General features: G+C 45.9%; 19 protein-coding genes and 4 tRNA genes. 3 read left to right on the forward strand and 20 right to left on the reverse strand.

The annotated features are described in order from the left end of the window. Positions 1-52 precede the first annotated feature (52 nt). Positions 53-3,112, reverse strand: a complete 3,060-nt coding sequence (locus CWI32_RS01620; protein ID WP_100534481.1) for a DNA translocase FtsK — start codon at positions 3,110-3,112, stop codon at positions 53-55. 250 nt (positions 3,113-3,362) lie between these two features. Between CWI32_RS01620 and trxB the strand changes: the two genes are divergently transcribed. The 3 genes from trxB (at position 3,363) to CWI32_RS01635 (ending at position 5,986) form a co-directional block, all read left to right on the forward strand. Beyond that, a complete protein-coding gene (gene trxB / locus CWI32_RS01625; protein WP_005172342.1) occupies positions 3,363-4,325 on the forward strand; it encodes a thioredoxin-disulfide reductase in 963 nt (320 codons plus the stop codon). A 92-nt stretch (positions 4,326-4,417) separates the two neighbouring features. Then, positions 4,418-5,149 (forward strand): leucyl/phenylalanyl-tRNA--protein transferase, encoded by a 732-nt coding sequence (gene aat / locus CWI32_RS01630; RefSeq protein ID WP_100534482.1) that lies wholly within the window; start codon positions 4,418-4,420, stop codon positions 5,147-5,149. Positions 5,150-5,170: 21 nt separating this feature from the next. Further along, the gene (locus CWI32_RS01635) at positions 5,171-5,986 is read left to right on the forward strand and encodes an arginyltransferase (protein ID WP_100534483.1); all 816 of its coding nucleotides are present in this window, start codon (positions 5,171-5,173) and stop codon (positions 5,984-5,986) included. Between the two features lie 12 nt (positions 5,987-5,998). Here CWI32_RS01635 and rimI read toward each other — a convergent pair whose 3' ends face one another. From rimI to hemC, 19 genes are all read right to left on the reverse strand, one after another. Beyond that, a complete protein-coding gene (rimI, locus tag CWI32_RS01640) occupies positions 5,999-6,457 on the reverse strand; it encodes a ribosomal protein S18-alanine N-acetyltransferase (RefSeq protein WP_100534484.1) in 459 nt (152 codons plus the stop codon). A 102-nt stretch (positions 6,458-6,559) separates the two neighbouring features. Continuing rightward, positions 6,560-7,444, reverse strand: a complete 885-nt coding sequence (locus CWI32_RS01645) for a metal-dependent hydrolase (protein WP_100534485.1) — start codon at positions 7,442-7,444, stop codon at positions 6,560-6,562. Between the two features lie 195 nt (positions 7,445-7,639). Then, the gene (gene tuf / locus CWI32_RS01650) at positions 7,640-8,830 is read right to left on the reverse strand and encodes an elongation factor Tu (protein WP_005095265.1); all 1,191 of its coding nucleotides are present in this window, start codon (positions 8,828-8,830) and stop codon (positions 7,640-7,642) included. Positions 8,831-8,980: 150 nt separating this feature from the next. Then, positions 8,981-9,055 (reverse strand) — tRNA-Thr (locus CWI32_RS01655). Between the two features lie 17 nt (positions 9,056-9,072). Further along, positions 9,073-9,148, reverse strand: a tRNA-Gly gene (locus CWI32_RS01660). Positions 9,149-9,186: 38 nt separating this feature from the next. Next, positions 9,187-9,270, reverse strand: a tRNA-Tyr gene (locus CWI32_RS01665). A gap of 54 nt (positions 9,271-9,324) precedes the next feature. After that, a tRNA-Thr gene (locus tag CWI32_RS01670) sits at positions 9,325-9,400 on the reverse strand. A gap of 98 nt (positions 9,401-9,498) precedes the next feature. Further along, positions 9,499-10,992 carry an anthranilate synthase component I gene (gene trpE / locus CWI32_RS01675; RefSeq protein WP_100534486.1) on the reverse strand — a complete coding sequence of 498 codons (1,494 nt, stop codon included), beginning with the start codon at positions 10,990-10,992 and terminating at the stop codon, positions 9,499-9,501. Between the two features lie 108 nt (positions 10,993-11,100). Continuing rightward, positions 11,101-11,769, reverse strand: coding sequence for a phosphoglycolate phosphatase (gph, locus tag CWI32_RS01680; RefSeq protein WP_100329455.1), 669 nt, complete (start codon positions 11,767-11,769; stop codon positions 11,101-11,103). Between the two features lie 78 nt (positions 11,770-11,847). After that, entirely contained in the window at positions 11,848-12,507 is a 660-nt protein-coding gene (locus tag CWI32_RS01685) for an FHA domain-containing protein (RefSeq protein WP_100534487.1), read from the reverse strand. A 62-nt stretch (positions 12,508-12,569) separates the two neighbouring features. Continuing rightward, entirely contained in the window at positions 12,570-14,822 is a 2,253-nt protein-coding gene (gene gspD / locus CWI32_RS01690; RefSeq protein ID WP_100534488.1) for a type II secretion system secretin GspD, read from the reverse strand. 38 nt (positions 14,823-14,860) lie between these two features. Further along, positions 14,861-15,724, reverse strand: coding sequence for a type II secretion system protein N (locus tag CWI32_RS01695; protein ID WP_005095256.1), 864 nt, complete (start codon positions 15,722-15,724; stop codon positions 14,861-14,863). Then, positions 15,724-16,467, reverse strand: a complete 744-nt coding sequence (gspN, locus tag CWI32_RS01700) for a type II secretion system protein N (protein ID WP_005095254.1) — start codon at positions 16,465-16,467, stop codon at positions 15,724-15,726. Before gspN ends, CWI32_RS01695 begins: the two co-directional genes overlap by 1 nt. A 181-nt stretch (positions 16,468-16,648) precedes the next feature. Next, on the reverse strand, positions 16,649-16,975 hold the full coding sequence (locus CWI32_RS01705; RefSeq protein ID WP_167381258.1) for an H-NS histone family protein: 327 nt from the start codon (positions 16,973-16,975) through the stop codon (positions 16,649-16,651). A gap of 142 nt (positions 16,976-17,117) precedes the next feature. Beyond that, on the reverse strand, positions 17,118-17,546 hold the full coding sequence (locus CWI32_RS01710) for an acyl-CoA thioesterase (RefSeq protein WP_100534489.1): 429 nt from the start codon (positions 17,544-17,546) through the stop codon (positions 17,118-17,120). 8 nt (positions 17,547-17,554) lie between these two features. Further along, complete coding sequence (locus tag CWI32_RS01715) at positions 17,555-18,748, reverse strand: heme biosynthesis protein HemY (RefSeq protein WP_100534490.1); 1,194 nt, start codon at positions 18,746-18,748, stop codon at positions 17,555-17,557. Positions 18,749-18,754: 6 nt separating this feature from the next. Then, on the reverse strand, positions 18,755-19,591 hold the full coding sequence (locus CWI32_RS01720; protein WP_100534491.1) for a hypothetical protein: 837 nt from the start codon (positions 19,589-19,591) through the stop codon (positions 18,755-18,757). Continuing rightward, positions 19,588-20,370, reverse strand: a complete 783-nt coding sequence (locus tag CWI32_RS01725) for a uroporphyrinogen-III synthase (protein ID WP_100534492.1) — start codon at positions 20,368-20,370, stop codon at positions 19,588-19,590. The genes CWI32_RS01720 and CWI32_RS01725 overlap by 4 nt, the downstream gene beginning before the upstream one ends. Beyond that, positions 20,370-21,293: a hydroxymethylbilane synthase gene (hemC, locus tag CWI32_RS01730; protein ID WP_100534493.1), complete on the reverse strand. Its 924-nt coding sequence runs from the start codon at positions 21,291-21,293 to the stop codon at positions 20,370-20,372. The genes CWI32_RS01725 and hemC overlap by 1 nt, the downstream gene beginning before the upstream one ends. Positions 21,294-21,328 lie beyond the last annotated feature (35 nt).

A 21,328-nucleotide genomic window follows, 5' to 3' on the forward strand; every position in this document is an offset into this window, starting at 1 on the left:
TATTAAAAAAGCCTGCAATTGCAGGCTTTTTTATGGTTCAGCATAGAGAAACTTAAACCAGAATCTCGCGTTTACCATTAGCCCCCATGCCACTGACAATACCATTCTCTTCCATCTGGTCAATGATCCGCGCAGCACGGTTATACCCCAGACTAAATTTACGCTGTAGCGAAGACGTTGAAGCCTTACGGGTTTCGAGTACAAATGCTACGCACTGATCATACAGTGCATCTCGATCTGGGCCACTCTCTCCACCCTCTTCAAAACCGCGATTTGATGGTTCCTCATCATACGGCGTCAGGATTTCATCGACATAATTGGGCGCACCACGTTCACGCCATGCATCACAAATCCGGTTCACTTCATCATCGGCAATAAAGGCACCATGCACACGCTCAGGCTCAATTTTACCAGGCCCTAGGAAGAGCATATCACCATGACCGAGCAAGTCTTCTGCACCGCCTGCATCCAGAATAGTACGTGAGTCAATTTTTGAGTTGACACGCAGTGCTACACGGGTCGGAATATTGGCTTTGATTAAACCGGTGATCACATCCACCGATGGACGCTGAGTGGCAAGCAGCAAGTGAATACCGGCCGCACGGGATTTTTGTGCCAGACGCGTAATCATTTCTTCAGCTTTTTTACCGACCTGCATGATCATGTCAGCAAATTCATCCGCGACAATCACAATCGAAGGCAACGGCGTTAAACGCGGTGCACGCTCACCCACCACTGAATCGCTGGCCTTCCAGGTTGGATCGATCAGGTCTTCACCATTGGCAATCGCTTCTTCGACCTTGCGGTTATAGTCACTGAGTTTACGAATTTTCAGGAAAGACATCAGTTTATAGCGACGTTCCATTTCATTGACACACCAATTTAATGCGTTGACTGCATCTTTCATATCGGTGACGACTGGCGTCAATAAATGCGGAATATCATTATAGTTGGCCAGTTCCAGCTGCTTTGGATCGATCAGAATCAAACGCAACTGTTCAGGGCTGTATTTGAGCAACATCGATAGAATCATCGAGTTGACTGCCACCGACTTACCTGAACCCGTGGTACCCGCCACCAGCATATGCGGTGCCTTGCCCAAGTCAGCAATTACCGGATTACCGGAAATATCCTTACCCATTGCCATCGAAAGAATGCTGTTCGGATCAGTGAAGGCTGGAATGGTCAGAAGCTCGATCAAACGTACCATTTCACGGCTGCTATTTGGCACTTCAATCCCGATATACGGTTTACCGGGAATCACTTCAACCACACGTACCGATGCCATCGACATCGAGCGTGCCAAATCTCGGGAAATATTAGTGACTTTAGAGGCCTTCACACCCGGCGCCAGATCCAGTTCAAAACGTGTCACCACTGGGCCCGGCTGTGCTTCAACCACCTTGGCTTTGACATTGAATTCCTGCAGCTTGATTTCAAGCAGTTCAGATAAACGCGACAATTGTTCTTCAGTGAAATTCACTTTTTTATTCGGATCGACTTCATCCAGCAGGTCCAGACCCGGAAGAGGCGATAAATCTTTACGGCGCTCAGCCACCTGCATCGCACGTGACATCGGACGGCCTGAAGCATCAGTTAAAGGTGCATCAAAATCAAACTCGTCTTCATCTTGTGGTTTTCCAGCCGTTTCTTGCCAGGCTTCTACAAATTCTTCTTTAGATAAAGCCTCGCGTACTGCGGCATGAGTTGCAGAAGAATCAGATACCGGTTGTGCTATAACTTGATGCTGAATCGGGGCCTGTACAAAAGCAGAAGATTGCGCATAGTTAGAGCTGCGTACCGGTTGGCTTGGTCTTGGCTCATCTTCTTCAATCAGCAAATCACCCAAGTCATCCAGATCGGCTTGCAATGCACTATTTTTGACTGCATGTGCTGTTGCGACAGATGCCAGAACCGGCGCCGCGCTTGTAACTTCTTCGGCAAAGCTCTGGGGGTTTGCAGCAGGCGCAGCATTAAATGGACTATGCACATCTGTCGCCGTTTTCCCTTGTGGAACGGCAGCCAGAAGTTCATCAAAGATTTCATCATCATCCCAGTCCAGCCCAGTATGCGTAGCAGGCGCTGTTCTGGCTTGAACATGTTGAGACGGCACAGCTTGAGAAACCGCCAAGTGTGAGGCTGGAGCACTATGCTGCTCTTCTTCGGCAGCTTTAAGTAATGCATCAATATCCTGTTTATGGCGCTGATCTTCACTGGAATGTAAGGCACGCCATACTTCGCCTGTTGCCACGACGCGGTCTGGCTGTTGCGGCACTTGCGGTGCTTGCTTCAATGTCTCGACTGGCTCAGGAGCCTGCTGTACAGCCTCAGGAATATCGTCATGTAACTGTGGCTGCTGCGATTCTTTATCAGCAAAATCATCAAATAAGCGTTCAGCAACCTGATCACGCACTACCGGATCGATGTCTACCAGTTCATGCTCAGGTGCAGGGGTTACTGCGACCATTTTCTTCGCAGCATTCACTGGCTCTTTTTTAACCACAGGCGCAGTCCGGTCAAAATCGGACATACCTTCAGGGATATTGCGATAGAACAGATTCTGTAAATAAGCCGGTGTTGCTTTGAGACTGCTCCAGGTCTTGTTCCACTTCACCCCAAAGGCCAGTGTAAATAACATCACCCAAAATACCAACAGGAAGAATGCAGCACCATATACCGTCAGCAACTGTTCTAAACTCTGGCCTAATTCATAGCCAATAATACCGCCGGAAGAGTTATCCAGCGTATCGGCAGGCACTTGCCAGAATAAAAACAGCAGTGCTGACGTGGTCAATAACAGGAAGAATTGCGCAGCATAGCGGAATGGCCGGTTCAGGAAGCTACGTGGCCACCAGACCTGAACCGCTTCCATAAACAGATAGACAGGAATCAGCAGGCTTGCCCAACCGAGAAAGCCAAACAAAAGGTCTGCAATCCAGGCACCCGCAACCCCACTGGCATTCGAAACGGTCTGCGTATCACTGGAGATATGCATCCATCCCGGATCAAATGGCGTATAGGTCACTGTTGCAAGAAACAGATAAATCCCAAATGAGACTAAAAATAATGTCATTACTAAGCGCTGTGCATAGGCACTCGACACCGCTGTCATATACTGTCCTGTAACCAATTCTTCATGAATATTCTTTTGCTTCAATGCTTGAAAAAAGCGACGCAATAAAAGGCATATTATGCACCTGTTCTGTGAAAAAAGATGCACTATTGTGCAAGCACACTGTGTACTTATTATATATAGCCCAAATCGATTTCAATGATCAATAATATCGACTTTAATCTCACCCCACTGTTATACAGTTTCACGTATAATTCAATAAATTTCTAAATAAAAAAGGATACAGCTGATGAGCGCACGTCACTCACGACTGATTATTTTAGGTTCTGGCCCCGCAGGCTACAGCGCAGCAGTCTATGCAGCGCGTGCAAACCTAAAACCAACCCTCATTGCCGGTTTGCAACTGGGCGGCCAATTGACCACGACCACGGACGTGGATAACTGGCCCGGTGATCCTGAAGGCTTAACCGGTCCAGCATTGATGGAGCGTATGCAGGCGCATGCAGAGCGCTTTGGCACTGAAATCGTGTATGACCATATCAATGAAGTAGATCTAAACCAGCGCCCTTTCGTATTGAAAGGCGATATGGACGAATTTACCTGTGATGCTTTAATCATCTGTACCGGTGCAACAGCTCAATATTTAGGTCTTGAATCTGAAGCTGCCTTTATGGGTCAAGGCGTCAGCGCTTGCGCCACTTGTGATGGTTTCTTCTACAAAAACCAGAAAGTCATGGTTGTGGGTGGTGGTAACACCGCTGTTGAAGAAGCCTTATACTTATCCAATATCGCTTCGCATGTGACTCTGGTTCATCGCCGTGATTCATTACGTTCTGAAAAAATCTTGCAAGATCATTTATTTGCTAAAGAAAAAGAAGGCAAGATCAGCATTATCTGGAACCATCAGGTCGATGAAGTTTTAGGGGATGCACAATCTGGTGTGACCTCAGTACGTATCAAGTCGACCCAGGATGACTCTACTCAAAACGTCGATGTAACGGGTATGTTTGTTGCCATTGGCCATAAGCCAAACAGTTCAATGTTTGACGGTCAGTTGCAGCTGCGCGACGGTTATATTCAGGTGCAAAGTGGTACTGCGGGTAATGCAACCCAAACTTCGGTACCGGGCGTATTTGCTGCGGGCGATATTGCTGACAGCATTTACCGTCAGGCCATTACTTCTGCGGGTTCAGGCTGTATGGCTGCACTCGATGCAGAAAAATATCTTGATGCGATGGGCAAACTAGACTAAGCAGCAAGAATAAAAATGCCGTCCATTATGGGCGGCTTTTTTATTGCTAGAATTAGCTTATGATTCATCTATAGTTTTATTTCAGGTTTGCCATGCATCTACTTTCTCCCTCACAATTTATCTTCCCTGACCCGATGCAGGTTGACCCTGAAGGCGAAGGACTGATTTGTATTGGTGCTGACCTCTCCCCTTCCACACTTTTTGAAGCCTATACCCATGGCTTATTTCCCTGGTTTTCTGAGGGAGAACCTATTTGCTGGTGGAGTCCGGAACCGCGCTGCATTATTCGGCCCCATGATTATCATCCAAGTAAATCCCTGATCCGCAATATGAAAAAATGGGATTATCAAATCACGGTCAATCATGCTTTTGAAAGGGTGATTCGTTCCTGCTCATTGCCGCGTGCTTATGCAGAAGATACCTGGATCAGTGAAGATATTATCGCAGGATACTGCGACATGTTCGATGCCGGATATGGCTATAGTATTGAGATCTGGGATGAAAATCGCATTGTAGGTGGGCTTTATGGTGTAACGATTGGACAGGGTTGTTTTGGTGAGTCCATGTTTAGTACGCAGACCGATGTTTCTAAAATGGCTTTTTATACTTTAATGCTGATTGGGCAGGAAAATAAGCTGCCCTGGATTGACTGCCAACTGGTGAACGATCACCTGTTAAGCCTGGGTGCCTGTACACTTTCTCGCCAAGCCTATCTTAATTCTTTACAAGATATTGTAAAAAAGCCTGCTATCGATTGGAAAAAGTATCAGGAAGGTGTATTTTCAAGTAAAACAATAGCGCAAAACGCGCGCTTAAGTGAATGAAAATAACAGAGGGTAGTTGTTATGAACTCTTATCAGCCCAAGGCCCTACTGAACGATTTACAGTATTATATTACGCCGCCGCACGATTGCAGCTACTTGCCCAATAAGTCGGCACGTATGGTTTTTCTGGATCCTGCGCATCGCATTGATGTACTGACCCTGTCAGAACTGTCGCGCACCGGTTTCCGGCGCAGTGGCGATTTTGTTTATCGTCCGGAATGTCATCTGTGTCGTCAATGCTTATCTTCACGCGTGCCAGTGGCTGAATTTTCCATGAACAGTTCACAAAAAAAAGCCTGGAAACGCAATCAGGATCTTCGGGTGAAAATTACCAGTCCAGAGCAGGCCGGTGATACGCATTATGCGCTGTATGAACGCTATATCAATGAACGCCACGCAGATGGGGACATGTTCCCCCCGAGTCGCGATCAGTTCGAAAAGTTTTTATTGCAAAGTTGTACGGATAGCTTCTTTTTAGAATTATGGCTGGATGATCGCTTGATCAGTGTTTCCACCTGCGACTTGCTAGATGATGGCATCTCGGCTGTATATACCTTCTTCGATCCGGATGAAAATCGCCGCTCTCTCGGTGCATTTGCAATCTTGAAGCAGATTGAACATGCGCAAAAACTTGGCTTGCAATTCATCTACCTCGGTTATTGGGTGCCACACTCCAACAAGATGAATTATAAATCTCAGTATCTGCCTCTAGAACTCTTGATTGATGGCCAATGGCGACGTTTAAACCGTGCGCTGAGTGAGCTGGAGATTCAGCACCTGGGAAACTCATTGATGACGACCTTACCCAGCGGATGGAATCACCAGATTATTAAATAAGGTCGTCAGTTTCTATTTGAACAGGCTAGCAAAGTCATCCGTACATGCCTTGACCATAATGATGGCATGTTCGCGTGTTCCGTTGGCATTTGGATAATAGTTCTTGCGCAGATCAATCTGATGAAAGCCTGACTTCTCATAAAGCTTGATAGCAGCAATATTAGTTTCGCGCACTTCCAGGAAAATCTGCACCGGATTATTTTTCAGCATGGCGACTGAGGCATCCAATAATTGATAACCCAAGCCCTGACCTTGCTGAGCCGGATCAATTGCCATAAGCAGTAAATTGGCTTCATCCAGCACCGGTTGTAAAATACAAAATCCCAGCACCTGCCCTTGCTGCTCGATCACGGTACTTTGATAAGCAGTCACCGCATCTTCAAACTGTTTTAAAGTCCAGGGATGTGATTGAGCAGATTTTTCAATCTTTGCAACGGCTGCTACATCCGCTGCTTGCATTAAACGAATCATCTTCGTTCATCTTATATAGAATTAACTTCCGCATTATAGAAACTTCATCCAAAAAATCGAGTAAAAAAAAGAGCAATTTCAATCACTCTTTAATTTTCAGTCCTATTCAAGTCCGAGTTTGGCTTTCCAGACTGTTAACAGGCCATGTGTATCATGAGCATTTGGATGAAAGCCAGGTTTAAAGTACATTAACATTTCACGACCCATGCCCGTAATTACCCCTTTTGATGGGCTATACGCGTAGGTATATATCGATTTCAGCGATTCCAAATTCAATTGATTGTCCTGCTTGAGTAAACGTGCCAGAAAATAGCTTTGTACAACAGCTAAGGTTGCCATCGAAATGACCAAAGATGAGGTCCGTAGCGCATAGGCTTTTAAACCGTTACCAAAGACAGCTTCAAACACATCATAGGCCACCGCTTTATGTTCATTTTCTTCAATCGCATGCCACATCCACATATTTTTCATGGTTTTATCAGTCATCAGTTCCTGGATATGAGCGTTACTTAACAACTGCGTTGCGATGGTCGCGGTAAAATGTTCCAGTGCTGTGGTTGCAGTCAAATCCACCATTTCTTGGCTAATGCCAACTGGCTTCAGCAGTTTGGCCATGACTTTACGCGTGGTCTGAATCACCTGATCGGTATAATGATCCAGTGTCTCGACATCATGTCCATAGCGCTGTGCGGAGGCATTAAAACCGACATGTTCATGCGTGTGCATAGCTTCTTGACCAATAAAGGCAGAAATTTCTTTTTGCAATTCTGCATTATCTTTGATCGCTGAATGCTGACGTACGGCCCGAACGCTATCGATAAAGAACTTTTCACCTGCCGGAAACAGTGCAGATAAAGCGGTCATAAAATGCGTTAAACCGGCTGATCCATGCATCCAGTATTCCGGGACATGATCGAAATCAAAATTCATACGACGAACAGGAAAGCTTGCACCAGCACGCTCTGAAATTTTTACTTTTACGTTCATTGTAGGCTCCTTTCAAGCACAGCTGCCTGAATCTATTATTTGTTTTATTGAGCCTAGTTTTATTGATTTTTATCGTATAAATAAGTGCAGTTTAGGTCATCGCACTATCAGTTAAGGACACTCATGAGTGATTGTCTGACAAAAATCCAGACAAAAAAAACGCCTCAAAGAGGCGTTTTTTTACACAATCAGCGATTATGCAGTTACTTTAGCAACTACACCAGCACCCACTGTACGACCGCCTTCACGGATCGCAAAACGTAGACCTGGGTCCATTGCGATTGGGTGGATTAGCTCTACTGACATCTCAACGTTGTCACCAGGCATAACCATTTCCACGCCTTCTTTAAGCGCGATCGCACCAGTTACGTCCGTAGTACGGAAGTAGAACTGTGGACGGTAACCGTTAAGGAATGGAGTGTGACGACCACCTTCTTCTTTAGAAAGTACGTATACTTCCGCATCGAATTTAGTGTGTGGCTTGATCGCACCTGGTTTAGTCAATACTTGACCACGTTGTACGTCTTCACGCTTAGTACCACGTAGAAGAACACCACAGTTCTCGCCTGCACGACCTTCGTCAAGCAATTTACGGAACATTTCAACGCCAGTAACTGTAGTTACTTGAGTATCACGGATACCAACGATTTCAACTGATTCGCCTACTTTAACGATACCAGTCTCTACACGGCCAGTTACTACTGTACCACGACCAGAGATCGAGAATACGTCTTCAATTGGCATAAGGAATGGAAGGTCGATAGCACGTTCTGGCTCTGGAATGTAAGAGTCAAGTGCTTCAACCAGTGCAACAACAGCATCTTCGCCATACTGACCAGCTTCACCGTTAAGTGCAGCAAGTGCAGAACCGCGGATCACTGGAGTGTCATCGCCCGGGAAGTCATAAGTAGAAAGAAGTTCACGAACTTCCATTTCAACCAGTTCAAGAAGCTCTTCGTCGTCTACAAGGTCGCATTTATTCAAGAATACAACGATGTAAGGTACACCTACCTGACGAGAAAGCAGGATGTGTTCACGAGTCTGTGGCATAGGACCATCAGTCGCAGCACATACAAGGATCGCGCCGTCCATCTGAGCAGCACCAGTAATCATGTTTTTAACATAATCGGCGTGGCCCGGGCAGTCTACGTGAGCGTAGTGACGAGTTGGAGAATCGTATTCTACGTGTGAAGTATTAATTGTAATACCACGTGCTTTTTCTTCTGGTGCAGAGTCGATTGCAGCGTAATCACGCGCTTCGCCACCGAATTTTTTCGCACATACAGTTGCAATCGCAGCTGTTAAAGTTGTTTTACCATGGTCGACGTGACCAATTGTGCCCACGTTAACGTGTGGCTTATTACGTTCAAACTTAGCCTTAGCCATGTTAATACTCCTCGTTTACGTCGAACACAATTCTGAGTAAAACCCAGTTCCGACATGTCGTTTTAAAAAACCAAATACCAAATACTTGAAAAGCAGACTAAATAGCCTGCTTCTGGAATATTGTGCAATAAAAATTGCTAAACTGTAATCTGGAGCTCTTATCGAGATTTGAACTCGAGACCTCTCCCTTACCAAGGGAGTGCTCTACCACTGAGCTATAAGAGCAAATATTAGCACTTCAATGGAGCGGGAGACGAGGGTCGAACTCGCGACATGCAGCTTGGAAGGCTACCGCTCTACCAACTGAGCTACTCCCGCACGATGTTGGTACAAACCACTTATTGAAGTATTAAAATTGGTGGTGAGGGAAGGATTCGAACCTTCGAAACTTTCGTAGCGGAGTTACAGTCCGCCCCCTTTGACCGCTCGGGAACCTCACCATTTTACACTTACATCAGTGCTGTTCTTTACTCAACCTTTGAAACTCTCTAAGATGGTGCCGGCACACGGATTCGAACTGTGGACCTACTGATTACAAGTCAGTTGCTCTACCAACTGAGCTATGCCGGCGTTTCTTAGTGTTTCGTACGTTTCGTATCGGAACGGTGTGCAGTTTAGCAAAACTCACAAACCATGCAAGTGTTTTTTTCAAAAAAAACCTCAAAAACTCATAAAATCAAACCATTTGATGATAATTCAACCGCTTTGATCACTGCGCGAGCTTTTATTTGGGTTTCATTCCATTCAGATTCGGGATTTGAGTCGGCAACCAGTCCTGCTCCGGCCTGAACATAGACCTTATTTTCGCGAATGACACAGGTACGAATCGCAATCGACATGTCCATTTCGCCATGCCAGCCTAAATAACCGACAGCACCACCAAAAATTCCGCGTTTTACCGGCTCAACTTCGTCAATAATTTCCATGGCACGGATTTTTGGCGCACCTGAAAGTGTGCCTGCGGGGAAAGTTGCCTTAAAAACATCCAGGGCATCGACATCATCACGCACTTCACCCTGCACATTAGAGACAATATGCATCACATGCGAATAACGTTCGATCACCATTTGATCAGTCACTTGAACTTTACCAATTTTTGCGATGCGTCCCACATCATTGCGCCCCAAGTCAATCAGCATGACATGTTCGGCAATTTCTTTTTCATCAGAGAGCAAGTCTTGCTCAAGGGCCAGATCTTCTTCCTTGGTTTTGCCACGTGGTCGTGTGCCTGCTAAAGGACGCACTGTGGCAATGCCATTTTCCAGACGCGATAAAATTTCTGGTGAAGAACCGACAATATGGAACGGTGTATTGTTTTCCAAGGTTTGCCCTTGTACCAGAAACAGATACGGCGAAGGATTCAGATGACGTAGCGCACGATAGACCTGCAAAGGATCACCATCGAAATCTGACACCATGCGATGCCCTGGCACCACCTGCATCACATCGCCGGCACGAATATATTCTTTGACCTTTTCAACCGAGGCAATAAAGTTGTCATGTCCGGTGAGGGATTCAAAATGTGGTGGACTATGTTTTTCAGCTTTCAGGCTAATCGGTGTTGCCAGAATATTTTCTAATTCATTTAATTGTTCATGTGCTTTTTCATAAGCAATCGGGTCAGCTGCATCGGCATGCACAATCAGAAATAAGGTATCTTTTAAATTGTCAAAGACAATGACGGTTTTAGACAACATCATCCAGATATCAGGCAAGCCAACCGGATCTGCTTCAGGCACATTTTTGAGTTTGGGTTCAATATAACGTACAGCATCATAACCAAAGTAGCCCACCAGACCGCCAGTGAAGCTTGGCAATGCAGGCAAGTCCTGTTGGGTCGGCACTTTAAACTGAGCCTGAAAGTCACGAATATAGTGAAAAGGATCTGCACAGTGCTGCTTTTCAAGCGAGCCGTCCGCATGCTGTACCGTCAGTTCACCGGCATTACAGGAAAATACCGTAGATTCGCCCAGCCCAATAATCGAATAGCGTGCCCAGTTTTCTCCACCTTCGACAGATTCAAACAGATAAGCCTGCTGATGCTGCTTAAGACGCGCGAAAATAGAAAGTGGGGTATCCGTATCGGCCAGACGCTGACGGTACACTGGAATCAGGTTATAGCCTTGTGCAGCAAGTTGCTGGAATTGTGCTTGTGTGGTCATGCGGTTTTTCTCTTTAAATTGGGTTTACTCAGTGTATAAATAGACTTGAACTGAGCGACGCCATCGAAAAACCTGATCACTATTCATTTTATTTTCCTAACACCCTAATTAAGCAAGCAATTCACGTAGATCATCTACAATTTCTTGAGGATGACAGTCTGCTATATTTTCACCGTGATTATAGCCGTAGCTCACCACAATACAATCAATCCCGGCGCGACGTGCAGCCTCCACATCATTGGAAGAATCCCCGATCAGTAACACCTGTTCTTTCGTTACACCATACTGTTCGACACAGTGTAATAATTGACGCGGATGCGGTTTACGCTCGCTAAAACGGTCGCCACCAATGGTCTCGGCAAAATAATGTGCCATATCCAATGTCTCTAAAATAGCACAAGCAGGAAGCTCCGGCTTATTGGTGACGCAGATCAGGGTTTTGCCCTGCGCTTTGGCCCAGTCGAGAAACTTCAGAATTCCGGGAAATGGAACCGTGTCGACACAAGGATCAACATTATAAATATCCAGAAAAGTATTCAGCAGCTCCTGATGCTGTGCGGGTGTAACTTCACCGACCAGATGTAGCAATACACTTTCACAAAATATCGAGGTGCCCTTGCCCACCCAGGTACGAACCTGCTCTTCCGTGACCAAAGGCAATTGCAACACATTCAGGCTCATATTCATGGCACGATACAGGTCATGCGCCGAATCAACCAAAGTACCATCCAGATCAAACAAGATCAGTTCACGCTGTTCTAATTGTGCAATAGACATCCCGACCCTCTTTTATATTATTCGCAGCCACAAAAAAGGCATGCGCTGTGCATGCCTTGATTGTAACCAATCATCGGCTTATTTAAACATTACCCAAGCCATAATTGCCAAAATAATCAATACAATCACTGAAATCAAACCAACAGACACATTTTTCTGGGTTTCTTTTTCCTGCTCTACCCGTGACACAGGCTGCTCAACCGGCATTGGCGTAGGTTCTGGTTTCACTGCAGCAAGATCGACGCCTTCAGGAATCGGCGCTGGTTTTGGAATCCCGACATGGGTTGGCATGCCATCTCGAGTCAGCTGGACTGAGGCATCTCGCTGTTTCAGTTCCGGTATACCCTGTTCATTCATTTGTTGTGCCGGCGTTGGTTCAGTCACTTCTACCTGTGCCACGACTTTTTCTGCTGTGACTTCTATTTCTGCTGGAACCTCTACCGCAGCCGCAGGCGCCAGCACGGAAAATTTCAGACTGGCAAACTGAACGATATCATCCTGTTTTAATAATGTTTCCTGCGCAATCTGCACATCATTGACGAAAGTGCCATTCGATGATCCTAAGTCCTGTACCCAGAGCGCATCATCTTTGAGCAAGAAAGCAGCATGTTTGCGCGAGATCTCTGCGGCCTGCAACACAATGTCTGCAGCCTGATGACGTCCCACCAGCATATCACGGTCAATGCTAATCTCTTGCCCTGTCAAGTCGCCTGTAATCGCGTGTATTTTCCAAGTCATGAATTTACTTCTCTTTTCTCTTTGACATTATCATAACATGCTGTTTGTTCATGCTACATCACTTAGCTTTTCGGTCTAAGTGTTGTGGTGGTCACGGTATTTTTACGCTTTTCGATGTGTTGTTCGGGTTGTGACTGCAACACAGGCTCAATCGCGACAGGCGTGACTACCACAGCAGCTGGCTGAGTCGGCACTGGAGCCGTCGGCACAGTTTGATAAGACGAATTTTGTAAAGGTGTTTTCGAAACCGGAATACGCTGTTGATAGACATCACCGACCTGTTCCGGCAGCTTGGCAAAATTACCATCAGCATCCAGGGCCAGTTGCAGACTATACAGTTGGCTATAACGTTGCTGGGTCAGTTTACTGACTTCATTTTTATCCCCCACAATCGTTGGATGGATGAAGATCAGCAGATTACGTTTCTGATTAGATTTACCTTCAGAACGGAATAAACGCCCAAGACCAGGGATTGCGCCCAGACCCGGAACTGCCTGACGGCCATAACTGGTGTTATCCGAAATCAGACCACCCAGCACAATGGTTTGCCCATTTTCGGCCAGAATCGAAGTTTTAATCGCACGCTTGCTGGTTACCAGATCCTGCGCTTGTCCACGATCCCGATTAACAGCCGATACTTCCTGCTCCACTTCCAGACGCACCGTACCATCTTCACCAATATGCGGCACCACTTTTAAAGTGACCCCGACATCTTTACGTTCAATCGTGGTATAGGGATTGGCCACCCCAGCAGCGCCAGTTGAAACCGAACCTGTCACAAAGGGTACGTTTTCACCGACCACAATATAGGCTTCTTCGTTGTCCATAGTCACAATGGATGGCGTAGACAACAGATTGGACTTGGTGCTTTCTTTTAAGGCCTGAATCAGCGCACCATACAGACGGCGTGAACCATCACTGCCTTCACGATAATCGCCGAGCACCAACGAAGTCCCAGCTCCCACGGTACTTGCAGCACCTGCACCACCGCCGGTGAGATAACCGGCTGCCACATTTTTTAGGCTGGTACCAAAATTATCAAAGTTAATCAGCCCGATACCGCTACTGATATCTCCCAAGGCCCATTGCACCCCAAGCTGATCGGCATCTGTACCTTCTACTTCGATAATGGCAGCTTCAATCAGTACCTGTTGACGGCGAATATCCAGCTGATTAATTGCTGATTCGATTTCCCGCATCAATTGTGGATCGGCCTTAACCACCAAAGAGTTTTGCGTGGCATCGGCAATAATACTCACCCCGTTTGCGCTAAAGCTGCTAATTCCACCCTGCTCGGCGTTCATGCCGGTATTCAACTGAATAGCGGAGGAAGTATTATTTCCGCTGGTGTTGCTACTGTTGTTATTGCTTAAACTGTTATTCGAACTCAGGGAAGATGAACCCGAAGACGTACCAGTGGAATTTGAACTACTGTTCACCGCCTGCCCTGTCACCAGTCCCTGCAAGATCTCTGCCAGATTCTTGGCACTGGCATATTTCAAACGAAAGACTTTCAAGCCGCCCAGACGGTCTGCCGCCGGCACATCCAGGGTTTCAATCATTTGACGCAGCCGCTTACGCGTCGTCGGATCACCTTTAATGATAATCCGATTGGTGCGGGTATCTGCGATGACACGTACCCGCGAACCACGCACATCTTTGGCTGCACCCGTGGCTGTCATGGACTCGATCAGCTCGATCATTTCCTCGGCCTGACTCGATTGCAGACTGACCGCTTCCATATCATTTTGACCGGTGCCATCCAGATTACGAATGATGGTTTCCAGCTGATAAATATTATTGGCCCGATCCGACACGATCAGTGCATTGGTGCCCGGCACTGCTGCCAGATGGGCAAATTGCGGCATCAAAGGGCGCAGTGCTGGAATCAGATCATTCGGATTGGTATTTTCCAGCCACAATACCCGAGTCACGATCTGGTCACCACTGGCACGGCTTCTGGCATCATAGGGAATGCCCGAGCTTTTGACATTGCTGTCCGGTACCAGCTTGATGGTATTGCCCGAAGGAATCGCCACCACACCATTGACATTGAGCACACCTAAAAACAGGTCATAGACTTCATTTTTATTCAGTGCTTTATTGGAAATAACGGTAACATTACCACGCACCCGCGGATCGACTGCGAAGTTCTTGCCGGTAATGTCAGCCACTTCATTAATGAATGCGGTGAGGTCAGCATCCCGCAGGTTGATTTTCCAGGTTTGCGCATAACCCGCCGTACTGATCATTGCTACGAGCGGGGCGGCCACACAGCATGCCCATGCTGATCGATTATTATTAAATAAAGCCATAAACTTTTGTGTTTCCTAACCCTATGCGTGATGACACATCACTTCAAATCTTGTTGTATGGTCATCGTCTGATCACCACGTTTTATTTCGAGTTTGACCTGACCTTCACGTCGAGCCTGTTCCAGTAATTGCGCCTCGGTTTGCCCCTGCGACAGCGTCTGACCGTTTAAAGATAAAATCCGGTCTCCCGGTCTTAAACCGAGTCGATTACGCAGTGCAGCCGGCGTCCGGGAAGTGATTTCAAAGCCCCCATCCGACGCGCTGACCCCCATATTATGTAAATACTGATCCTTGTTTTCCTGCATCTGCTGGATTGCCCGACCGATTTCATTTTGAGCTGAAGGCAGATTTTGTGCTTCAGCTGCGCTATTCATAGCCGAAGATGGAGCAGACATCGTATTAGATGCTGGAGTTTCCGGCACGATCGGCTGATTCAAGCCATTTTCCAGACCCTTGAATAACACTTCCTGAGTGGCACCGGTTGCTCTGCGCAGAATGACCCGATCCCAATAGACCTCAGCCAGCTCAAAACCACTGTTGCCCAGCATTTCTCCAACGCGATAACGATCCACCTGATCATTGACTTTCAGCACCGCAGAAGAGTTATAGCTTGGACTGGCAACCACCACGCCTTGCAAAAGAATATTGGCAGCTTCTGCTCCTGCTGCTGTTTGTCCACTTTCCTGAAACAGCGAAAATGCACTGATATTGGGGATTTGCGCCTGTTGTGAACCCAGTTCTACCCGATCCAGCTGCATAGCTTGAGGTGGCGCAATCAGCAACCAGAACATGGCCGCCAGTTTCCAGCATAAATATAGAATCAACAACAGCAACACGACAGGCGCAACACGATTGGCCTGTTTCAGATCGATATTTTTTAGATCGCCAAGAGAAATGGCCATTAGTTCAAGCCTCCCATTAGGGGTTGGCGGGTACTAATCACATAAGTATCCAGGCCAGCTTTACCTTCATAGGAGGGTGCATTCATTAAAAAGCGCTGGGTAAGCTGGATATCGAGCATCAGACTGGGATCAAGCTTGATATTCAGCATACGTTGCTCTCGGTTATCCCGAACGTCGAGTAAGAGCTGTCCGCTCTCATCTGCCAGTTGTCCGGTCATGGCCGGTACATTCATACGTTCCTGACGCTGGGCAAAGCTATAAATCAGCTCACCACCCGCCCATTGCATTTGCCCGGTCACCTGACTGAAGCCTTGTTCCTGTTTATATTTAAAATCCACCTCTTTAAACTGAATAGCAGTCGCTGGCCATTGCCAGTCTGCCACTTTTTTTAAGGTTTCCGGCGCGAGCTGACCCTCAAGATTTTTGACGATCAAGGCTTTATTCAGCCCATAGCCCATGACCCCTGAAAGCTGAGTATTGCCGCTATGCAATTCAACATCTGCCCCAACTCGCAGCAACAGCAAGTCCAATGGCCGTACTTTCCAGTTCAGGCTGCCCCGCAAATTACCTTTTTTCCAGTCAGCACTGCCCTGCCAGATATTCCCGTTTACATTGTGCAAGGCCTGATTATTTTTATAAAATTTTGAAATCAACCAGGCAGCTGGCACTTGCAGGATCACAAAGACAAAAAACGCCACAAGAGCAAGGATGAACCATCTTAAAGTTTTAGGTTTATTGCTCATCCCACCACGACCAATATCTCAAGTCTAAATCCCCATTTATAATGTTTTCCTTATACAGACACATTATGCACACTTTTTTCCCAACGCCAATTCATAGATATAAAAAAACCAAGCAATCATGCTTGGTTCAGCAATCTTAGACTGTCTGTATGACAGCCTAATGACGAGATCAAATCGAGGCTTAGATCAAGAAATCTTCAAGCTTGGCACCTTTGTCCAGCTCTGCCACCAACCAGCGCGGCTGCTTGCCACGACCCGTCCAGGTATCATCTGGGTTGCTTTTGCTACGATAACGTGGCTCTACCGATTTACGTGATGATTTCTTGCGTTTAGACGCGCCAAATTCAAGTAACTGTTCAACCGTCATACCTACTTTGTCAGCAACGGCCAAGATTTGCTGATAAGCATCTTCGATCTCTTGGTCTTTTTTTGAAGCAATCAGTGATTCTGCTTCGGCTTGTAAACGCTTTAACTCTTCTACTGATAAATGAGTAATATCTGGCATAATGCTCTCCGATTAAATAATATTAGTTGTTTTGTTAAATAATACCCCATCATATTTATATTAAATAAAACATTCAATATAAATATTTAAATCAATAACAATAAAGTTTAAAAATAATGACAAAATTAAATAATCAATTCATTTTTTAGATTTCATGTCCGGCTGTTAATTCAAGTGCTTCGATTTTCTTTCGGATATGTTCTGGAATTTGAGTTTTCTGCAGGGTTTTTTGATCAATACAAATAATAACCGCTTCAGAAGTTGCTACTATACTTTGCTGTTTTTCACTCCATAATAAATAATGCATGCGGAATGCACTATTTCGAATCTCTTCAATACGTGCTGCAATTTTTAAATGATCTGGAAAAACCACCGGTTTTAAATAACGGCACTGATTTGAAGAGACCACCGTAGAGACCGATTCATTCAGTAAATCCAATGCATTCAGATAAGCCAGACGTGCATTTTCTATGTAACGATAATACATGGCATTATTCACATGGCCCAATGCATCCATGTCTCCCCATGCCACGCTCTGTGCATAAACCACTGGATATTTTTGTAATTCTGACATGATGATTCTCAAATTTTAATTTCGATAAAGTTTACATTGGATTCAAATACTGCATTTAACTGCTGGAGCAAGTCTTCACGGTCTTGTAAGGCCGCTTTAATTCTCAAATAACTCATACGAATATCATCAGGATATAAGTCAAGCAAATGCTGGGCTTCCTCTGTATAACCGGTGGCCTGTAACACATGCCATTTTGCAAAACTCAAAATCGGTAATGCCGGATACTTGGTTTCCCAATGCGAAATCTGCTGTGCAATATGATCATAATCCGGGTTCTGCCGTAACAATTGCTGTTGAAACCACAAATAAAATACATCCTGATTAAATTGTTGCTCTAATAAATGAATTGCCATTGTTTCATGTTCGGCACTCATTTCAGGTATTCTGAATAATAATTTCAACCATAATAACTTGACTGTATAGTCACGATCAAATACTTGCTTTTTTAAATCTAAATAACGCTGTTGTAAATAAATTAAATCATCTTGTGTGGCTTGATCATAGGCCAATAATAATTGTTCAAGCCATATTTTTTTTACTTCTTGTTCTAAATGTCCATATTTAGTCGAGCGTAAATATAACCAGGGAAACTGTATGGCAAATACGCCCCATAATGTGGTGAGTCGCTGTTCATAGGCTAGTTTCACCTGTATTAACCATGGTGATAATTCATGCTGATTTAAAAATTCTAAATGAGTCAGTGCTTGCTCACCGTGCTGTTGCGATAAATAAATTTCAATTCGCTGCAATTCTGCCAACTCAAATGCCATCGGGTTAGACTGATTTAAAGCAGTCAAGGCATCTGTATATTGCTGTTGCCCCCAAGATAATCGTGCATCAATAATATGTTTAAGTAAGCCCGACTTGCTAAAAGACTGCTGAATAAAATCCCGTTGATCCTGAGCCGCATTTAATAACCAGATCACAGCCAGTTGTTCATAAGGATGTAAATGGGCAAAACTAAATACGGTTTCATTTTTACGCTGTTCACGGCTGCGATACTGTTTGATCGCGTACCAGAGGCAATGAATCAGAAAACTGAACGTGACCAGTGAGGCCACCAAAAACCACAGGCTAGTTTGTAACTGCCACTCACGCCAATATAAATAGACATAGCCGGCCCCATGCCCATAACTCAGGATGCTCAGCCCCGCTATACCCAGTAGGCAGATAAATAAATAGGCCAGCAAAATCTGTTTCATAAGCAATTAGCCAACTAAGGTGCGTGTATTTAATAAAGGCGTCGGAGTGACCGGTGTGACCTTGATTTGATGCAACTGCTGAATCCAGTGCTGACTACGTGCATCCGGCAATTGTTCCAAGACATCAATCACCGCATTCAACGCTTGCTGAAAGGCGACAGATTGATCTTGCTGCAACGTATTTTGTGCAATGAGCAAGCGCAACTGAGCTTCTTTCAATACCAGATGCCGTTGCATTAATACGGTACTCGGCTGCTCTGCAGCTTCGATCTGAATCCAGCGCTGCCAGAAAGAGCGTTGAGTTTCCAAACTTTGAAGATGCGGAGCCTGAATTTCTTTTTCAATTTCAGCATCCATCTGCATCAATACTTCTTTTAATTTATTTTGCTGCACCAAGCGACTATTGACGAATTTTTTCAGCATGTCCTGATCTTTCGCAATTACTTGCTGCAGACTACTGACCAAGGCAGGCGCCAAAACATACTCATCCAACTCATTCTGCAGGTGGTTTAGTTTTTCAATGGCGGTGGCATATTGTTGCTGTTGCAGTGCAAATTCAATCAGATCCAGCTGCTGTTGTACGAGAGCAATATCATTCTGCATGTCAGCAGTTAGCACTGCAGCTGCTGCCTGAGCTGAGGGAGTGCCTGCATTTTGCTGCTGGGCGGTAAACTGGCGTTTTAATGCCACAAACTGATCATTGAGATTGGCATTTTGCTGCTGCAACTGTTTAACACCTTGATGAAGTCCAGTCTGCGCTGCATTGAGAACATAAAGGTCATAGCTGAGCTTGACCAGCCACGCCATCATGAAAATGAACAATACAATGAATAGTTTCTTCATGCGTTCCCTAGTATCAGCCCCATTTTCGGCAAGATCGTATTGGTGTCTAAATCATCGATCTGTACGAATTGAAAACTTGCCTGATGCTGCTGTTGATATTCCCCAAGAATAGTAGCCAAACGCGGCCCCAAAACCAGATAACAGGCTTGCTGTATTAAACCGGTATAACCACCCTGCATGAGTGCCAGCCAGTTTAACCAGCTCGCTTCACTGGTGATCAGCACTGCAAAATGCTGCTGTGCCTCAAGCAATCCCAGGTTCTCTGCCAGAATTTTTGCCGCCGTTTCAGGACATTGCCGCCGGTACAAAATAAAGTTTAAAACTTTAATATTGCTGGCACGCAAGTGATCCATCATAAATTGACGACCACCTTCTCCACGCCAAAATGCCACACTTGCACCAGTATCCAGTTGCTTCAGCACCGGCAATTGCAGCATGCCTTCCGAGGTTTCAACCTCAGGCACATGGCTATGAATGCCATAGCTCGCCAAGGCCTGCTCAGTGGCTTTACCCACTGCCACCCAATGCACCTGTGCCAAAGACGAGAGTGAAATTCCCGCCTGTTGCAAATATTGCATTCCAATTTGAGCAGCAGTCGGACTGACCACCACAATAATCTGTACCTGCTCCAACTGCTGATACAAACTTGACAGTTCATCCGAATAAGGCTCGGCATGCAGTTCAAGCAGGGGCAATTCTAAAACAGAAACTTGCTCTGCCTGTAACTGCTGAGTCAAGCCCGCAGCACGATTACTGGGGCGAGTATTAATCAATAACATTAGTGGGAATACAGTGCTTTGAGCAACTCGCCAGCACCTTGATCAAGCAAATCTTTTGCCAGTTTTACGCCCAATTGCTCAGCATCTGCAGCATTTCCAGTCTGCTGTGAACGAAGCAGAACTGCTCCATCGACACTGCCCACACGGCCCTCAATGGAAATCACTCCCTCTTTGAGCGTGGCATAGCCGGCAATCGGCACCTGACACCCCCCTTCCAGATAAGCATTGAAGGCGCGTTCGGCGCGCACGCAGGCATCCGTATCTGCATGCAGAAGTGGCTGAATCAGGTCCAGCACCGCCTGATCATCACTACGGCATTCCAGGCCCAGTGCACCCTGCCCCACGGCTGGCAAACTGATGTCAGGGCTTAGCGTATGACGAATACGTTCTGCCAGACCCAAACGTTTTAAACCGGCACTGGCCAGAATAATCGCATCATACTGACCTGCATCCAGCTTGGATAAACGTGTCCCCACGTTACCGCGCAAATCAATGATGTCGAGATCCGGACGCTGTTTTAAAATCTGGGTTTTACGGCGCAAGCTTGAGGTTCCGACTTTGGCACCTTGTGGTAATTCTTCAAAGCTGGCATAAGTATTCGATACAAAAGCATCCAGTGGATCTTCACGTTCACAGATCACCGCTAGGCTGAGACCTTCCGGCAAGGCCATCGGCACATCTTTCATCGAATGGACGGCCAGATCCGCACGGCCATCCAGTAAGGCAGCTTCTAATTCTTTTACAAACAGTCCTTTTCCACCAATTTTAGCCAGTGGTGTATCTAGAATTTTATCGCCCTGTGTAACAAAAGTGACTAACTCGACCTGCAAACCAGCATGCAAATCCTGTAGGCGTGCACGGATATGTTCCGCTTGCCAAAGCGCAAGTGGACTTTGTCGAGTTGCAATTTTTAGGGTCTTCATAAATTTCAATAACAGTCAATGAGAACAATAGTCTA

The organism is Acinetobacter pseudolwoffii (genome assembly GCF_002803605.1).
Classification (GTDB): Bacteria; Pseudomonadota; Gammaproteobacteria; order Pseudomonadales; family Moraxellaceae; genus Acinetobacter; species Acinetobacter pseudolwoffii.

Bases quoted from the DNA above. Each gene is read 5' to 3' on its own strand.
- CWI32_RS01725 (WP_100534492.1), bottom strand. From the start codon at position 20,370: ATGTTATTGATTAATACTCGCCCCAGTAATCGTGCTGCGGGCTTGACT.
- aat (WP_100534482.1), top strand. From the start codon at position 4,418: ATGCATCTACTTTCTCCCTCACAATTTATCTTCCCTGACCCGATGCAG.
- gspD (WP_100534488.1), bottom strand. From the start codon at position 14,822: ATGGCTTTATTTAATAATAATCGATCAGCATGGGCATGCTGTGTGGCC.
- CWI32_RS01635 (WP_100534483.1), top strand. From the start codon at position 5,171: ATGAACTCTTATCAGCCCAAGGCCCTACTGAACGATTTACAGTATTAT.
- tuf (WP_005095265.1), bottom strand. From the start codon at position 8,830: ATGGCTAAGGCTAAGTTTGAACGTAATAAGCCACACGTTAACGTGGGC.
- CWI32_RS01720 (WP_100534491.1), bottom strand. From the start codon at position 19,591: ATGAAGAAACTATTCATTGTATTGTTCATTTTCATGATGGCGTGGCTG.
- gph (WP_100329455.1), bottom strand. From the start codon at position 11,769: ATGTCTATTGCACAATTAGAACAGCGTGAACTGATCTTGTTTGATCTG.
- CWI32_RS01695 (WP_005095256.1), bottom strand. From the start codon at position 15,724: ATGGCCATTTCTCTTGGCGATCTAAAAAATATCGATCTGAAACAGGCC.
- CWI32_RS01710 (WP_100534489.1), bottom strand. From the start codon at position 17,546: ATGTCAGAATTACAAAAATATCCAGTGGTTTATGCACAGAGCGTGGCA.
- CWI32_RS01645 (WP_100534485.1), bottom strand. From the start codon at position 7,444: ATGAACGTAAAAGTAAAAATTTCAGAGCGTGCTGGTGCAAGCTTTCCT.
- hemC (WP_100534493.1), bottom strand. From the start codon at position 21,293: ATGAAGACCCTAAAAATTGCAACTCGACAAAGTCCACTTGCGCTTTGG.
- CWI32_RS01715 (WP_100534490.1), bottom strand. From the start codon at position 18,748: ATGAAACAGATTTTGCTGGCCTATTTATTTATCTGCCTACTGGGTATA.
- rimI (WP_100534484.1), bottom strand. From the start codon at position 6,457: ATGATTCGTTTAATGCAAGCAGCGGATGTAGCAGCCGTTGCAAAGATT.
- gspN (WP_005095254.1), bottom strand. From the start codon at position 16,467: ATGAGCAATAAACCTAAAACTTTAAGATGGTTCATCCTTGCTCTTGTG.
- CWI32_RS01620 (WP_100534481.1), bottom strand. From the start codon at position 3,112: ATGACAGCGGTGTCGAGTGCCTATGCACAGCGCTTAGTAATGACATTA.
- trxB (WP_005172342.1), top strand. From the start codon at position 3,363: ATGAGCGCACGTCACTCACGACTGATTATTTTAGGTTCTGGCCCCGCA.
- trpE (WP_100534486.1), bottom strand. From the start codon at position 10,992: ATGACCACACAAGCACAATTCCAGCAACTTGCTGCACAAGGCTATAAC.
- CWI32_RS01685 (WP_100534487.1), bottom strand. From the start codon at position 12,507: ATGACTTGGAAAATACACGCGATTACAGGCGACTTGACAGGGCAAGAG.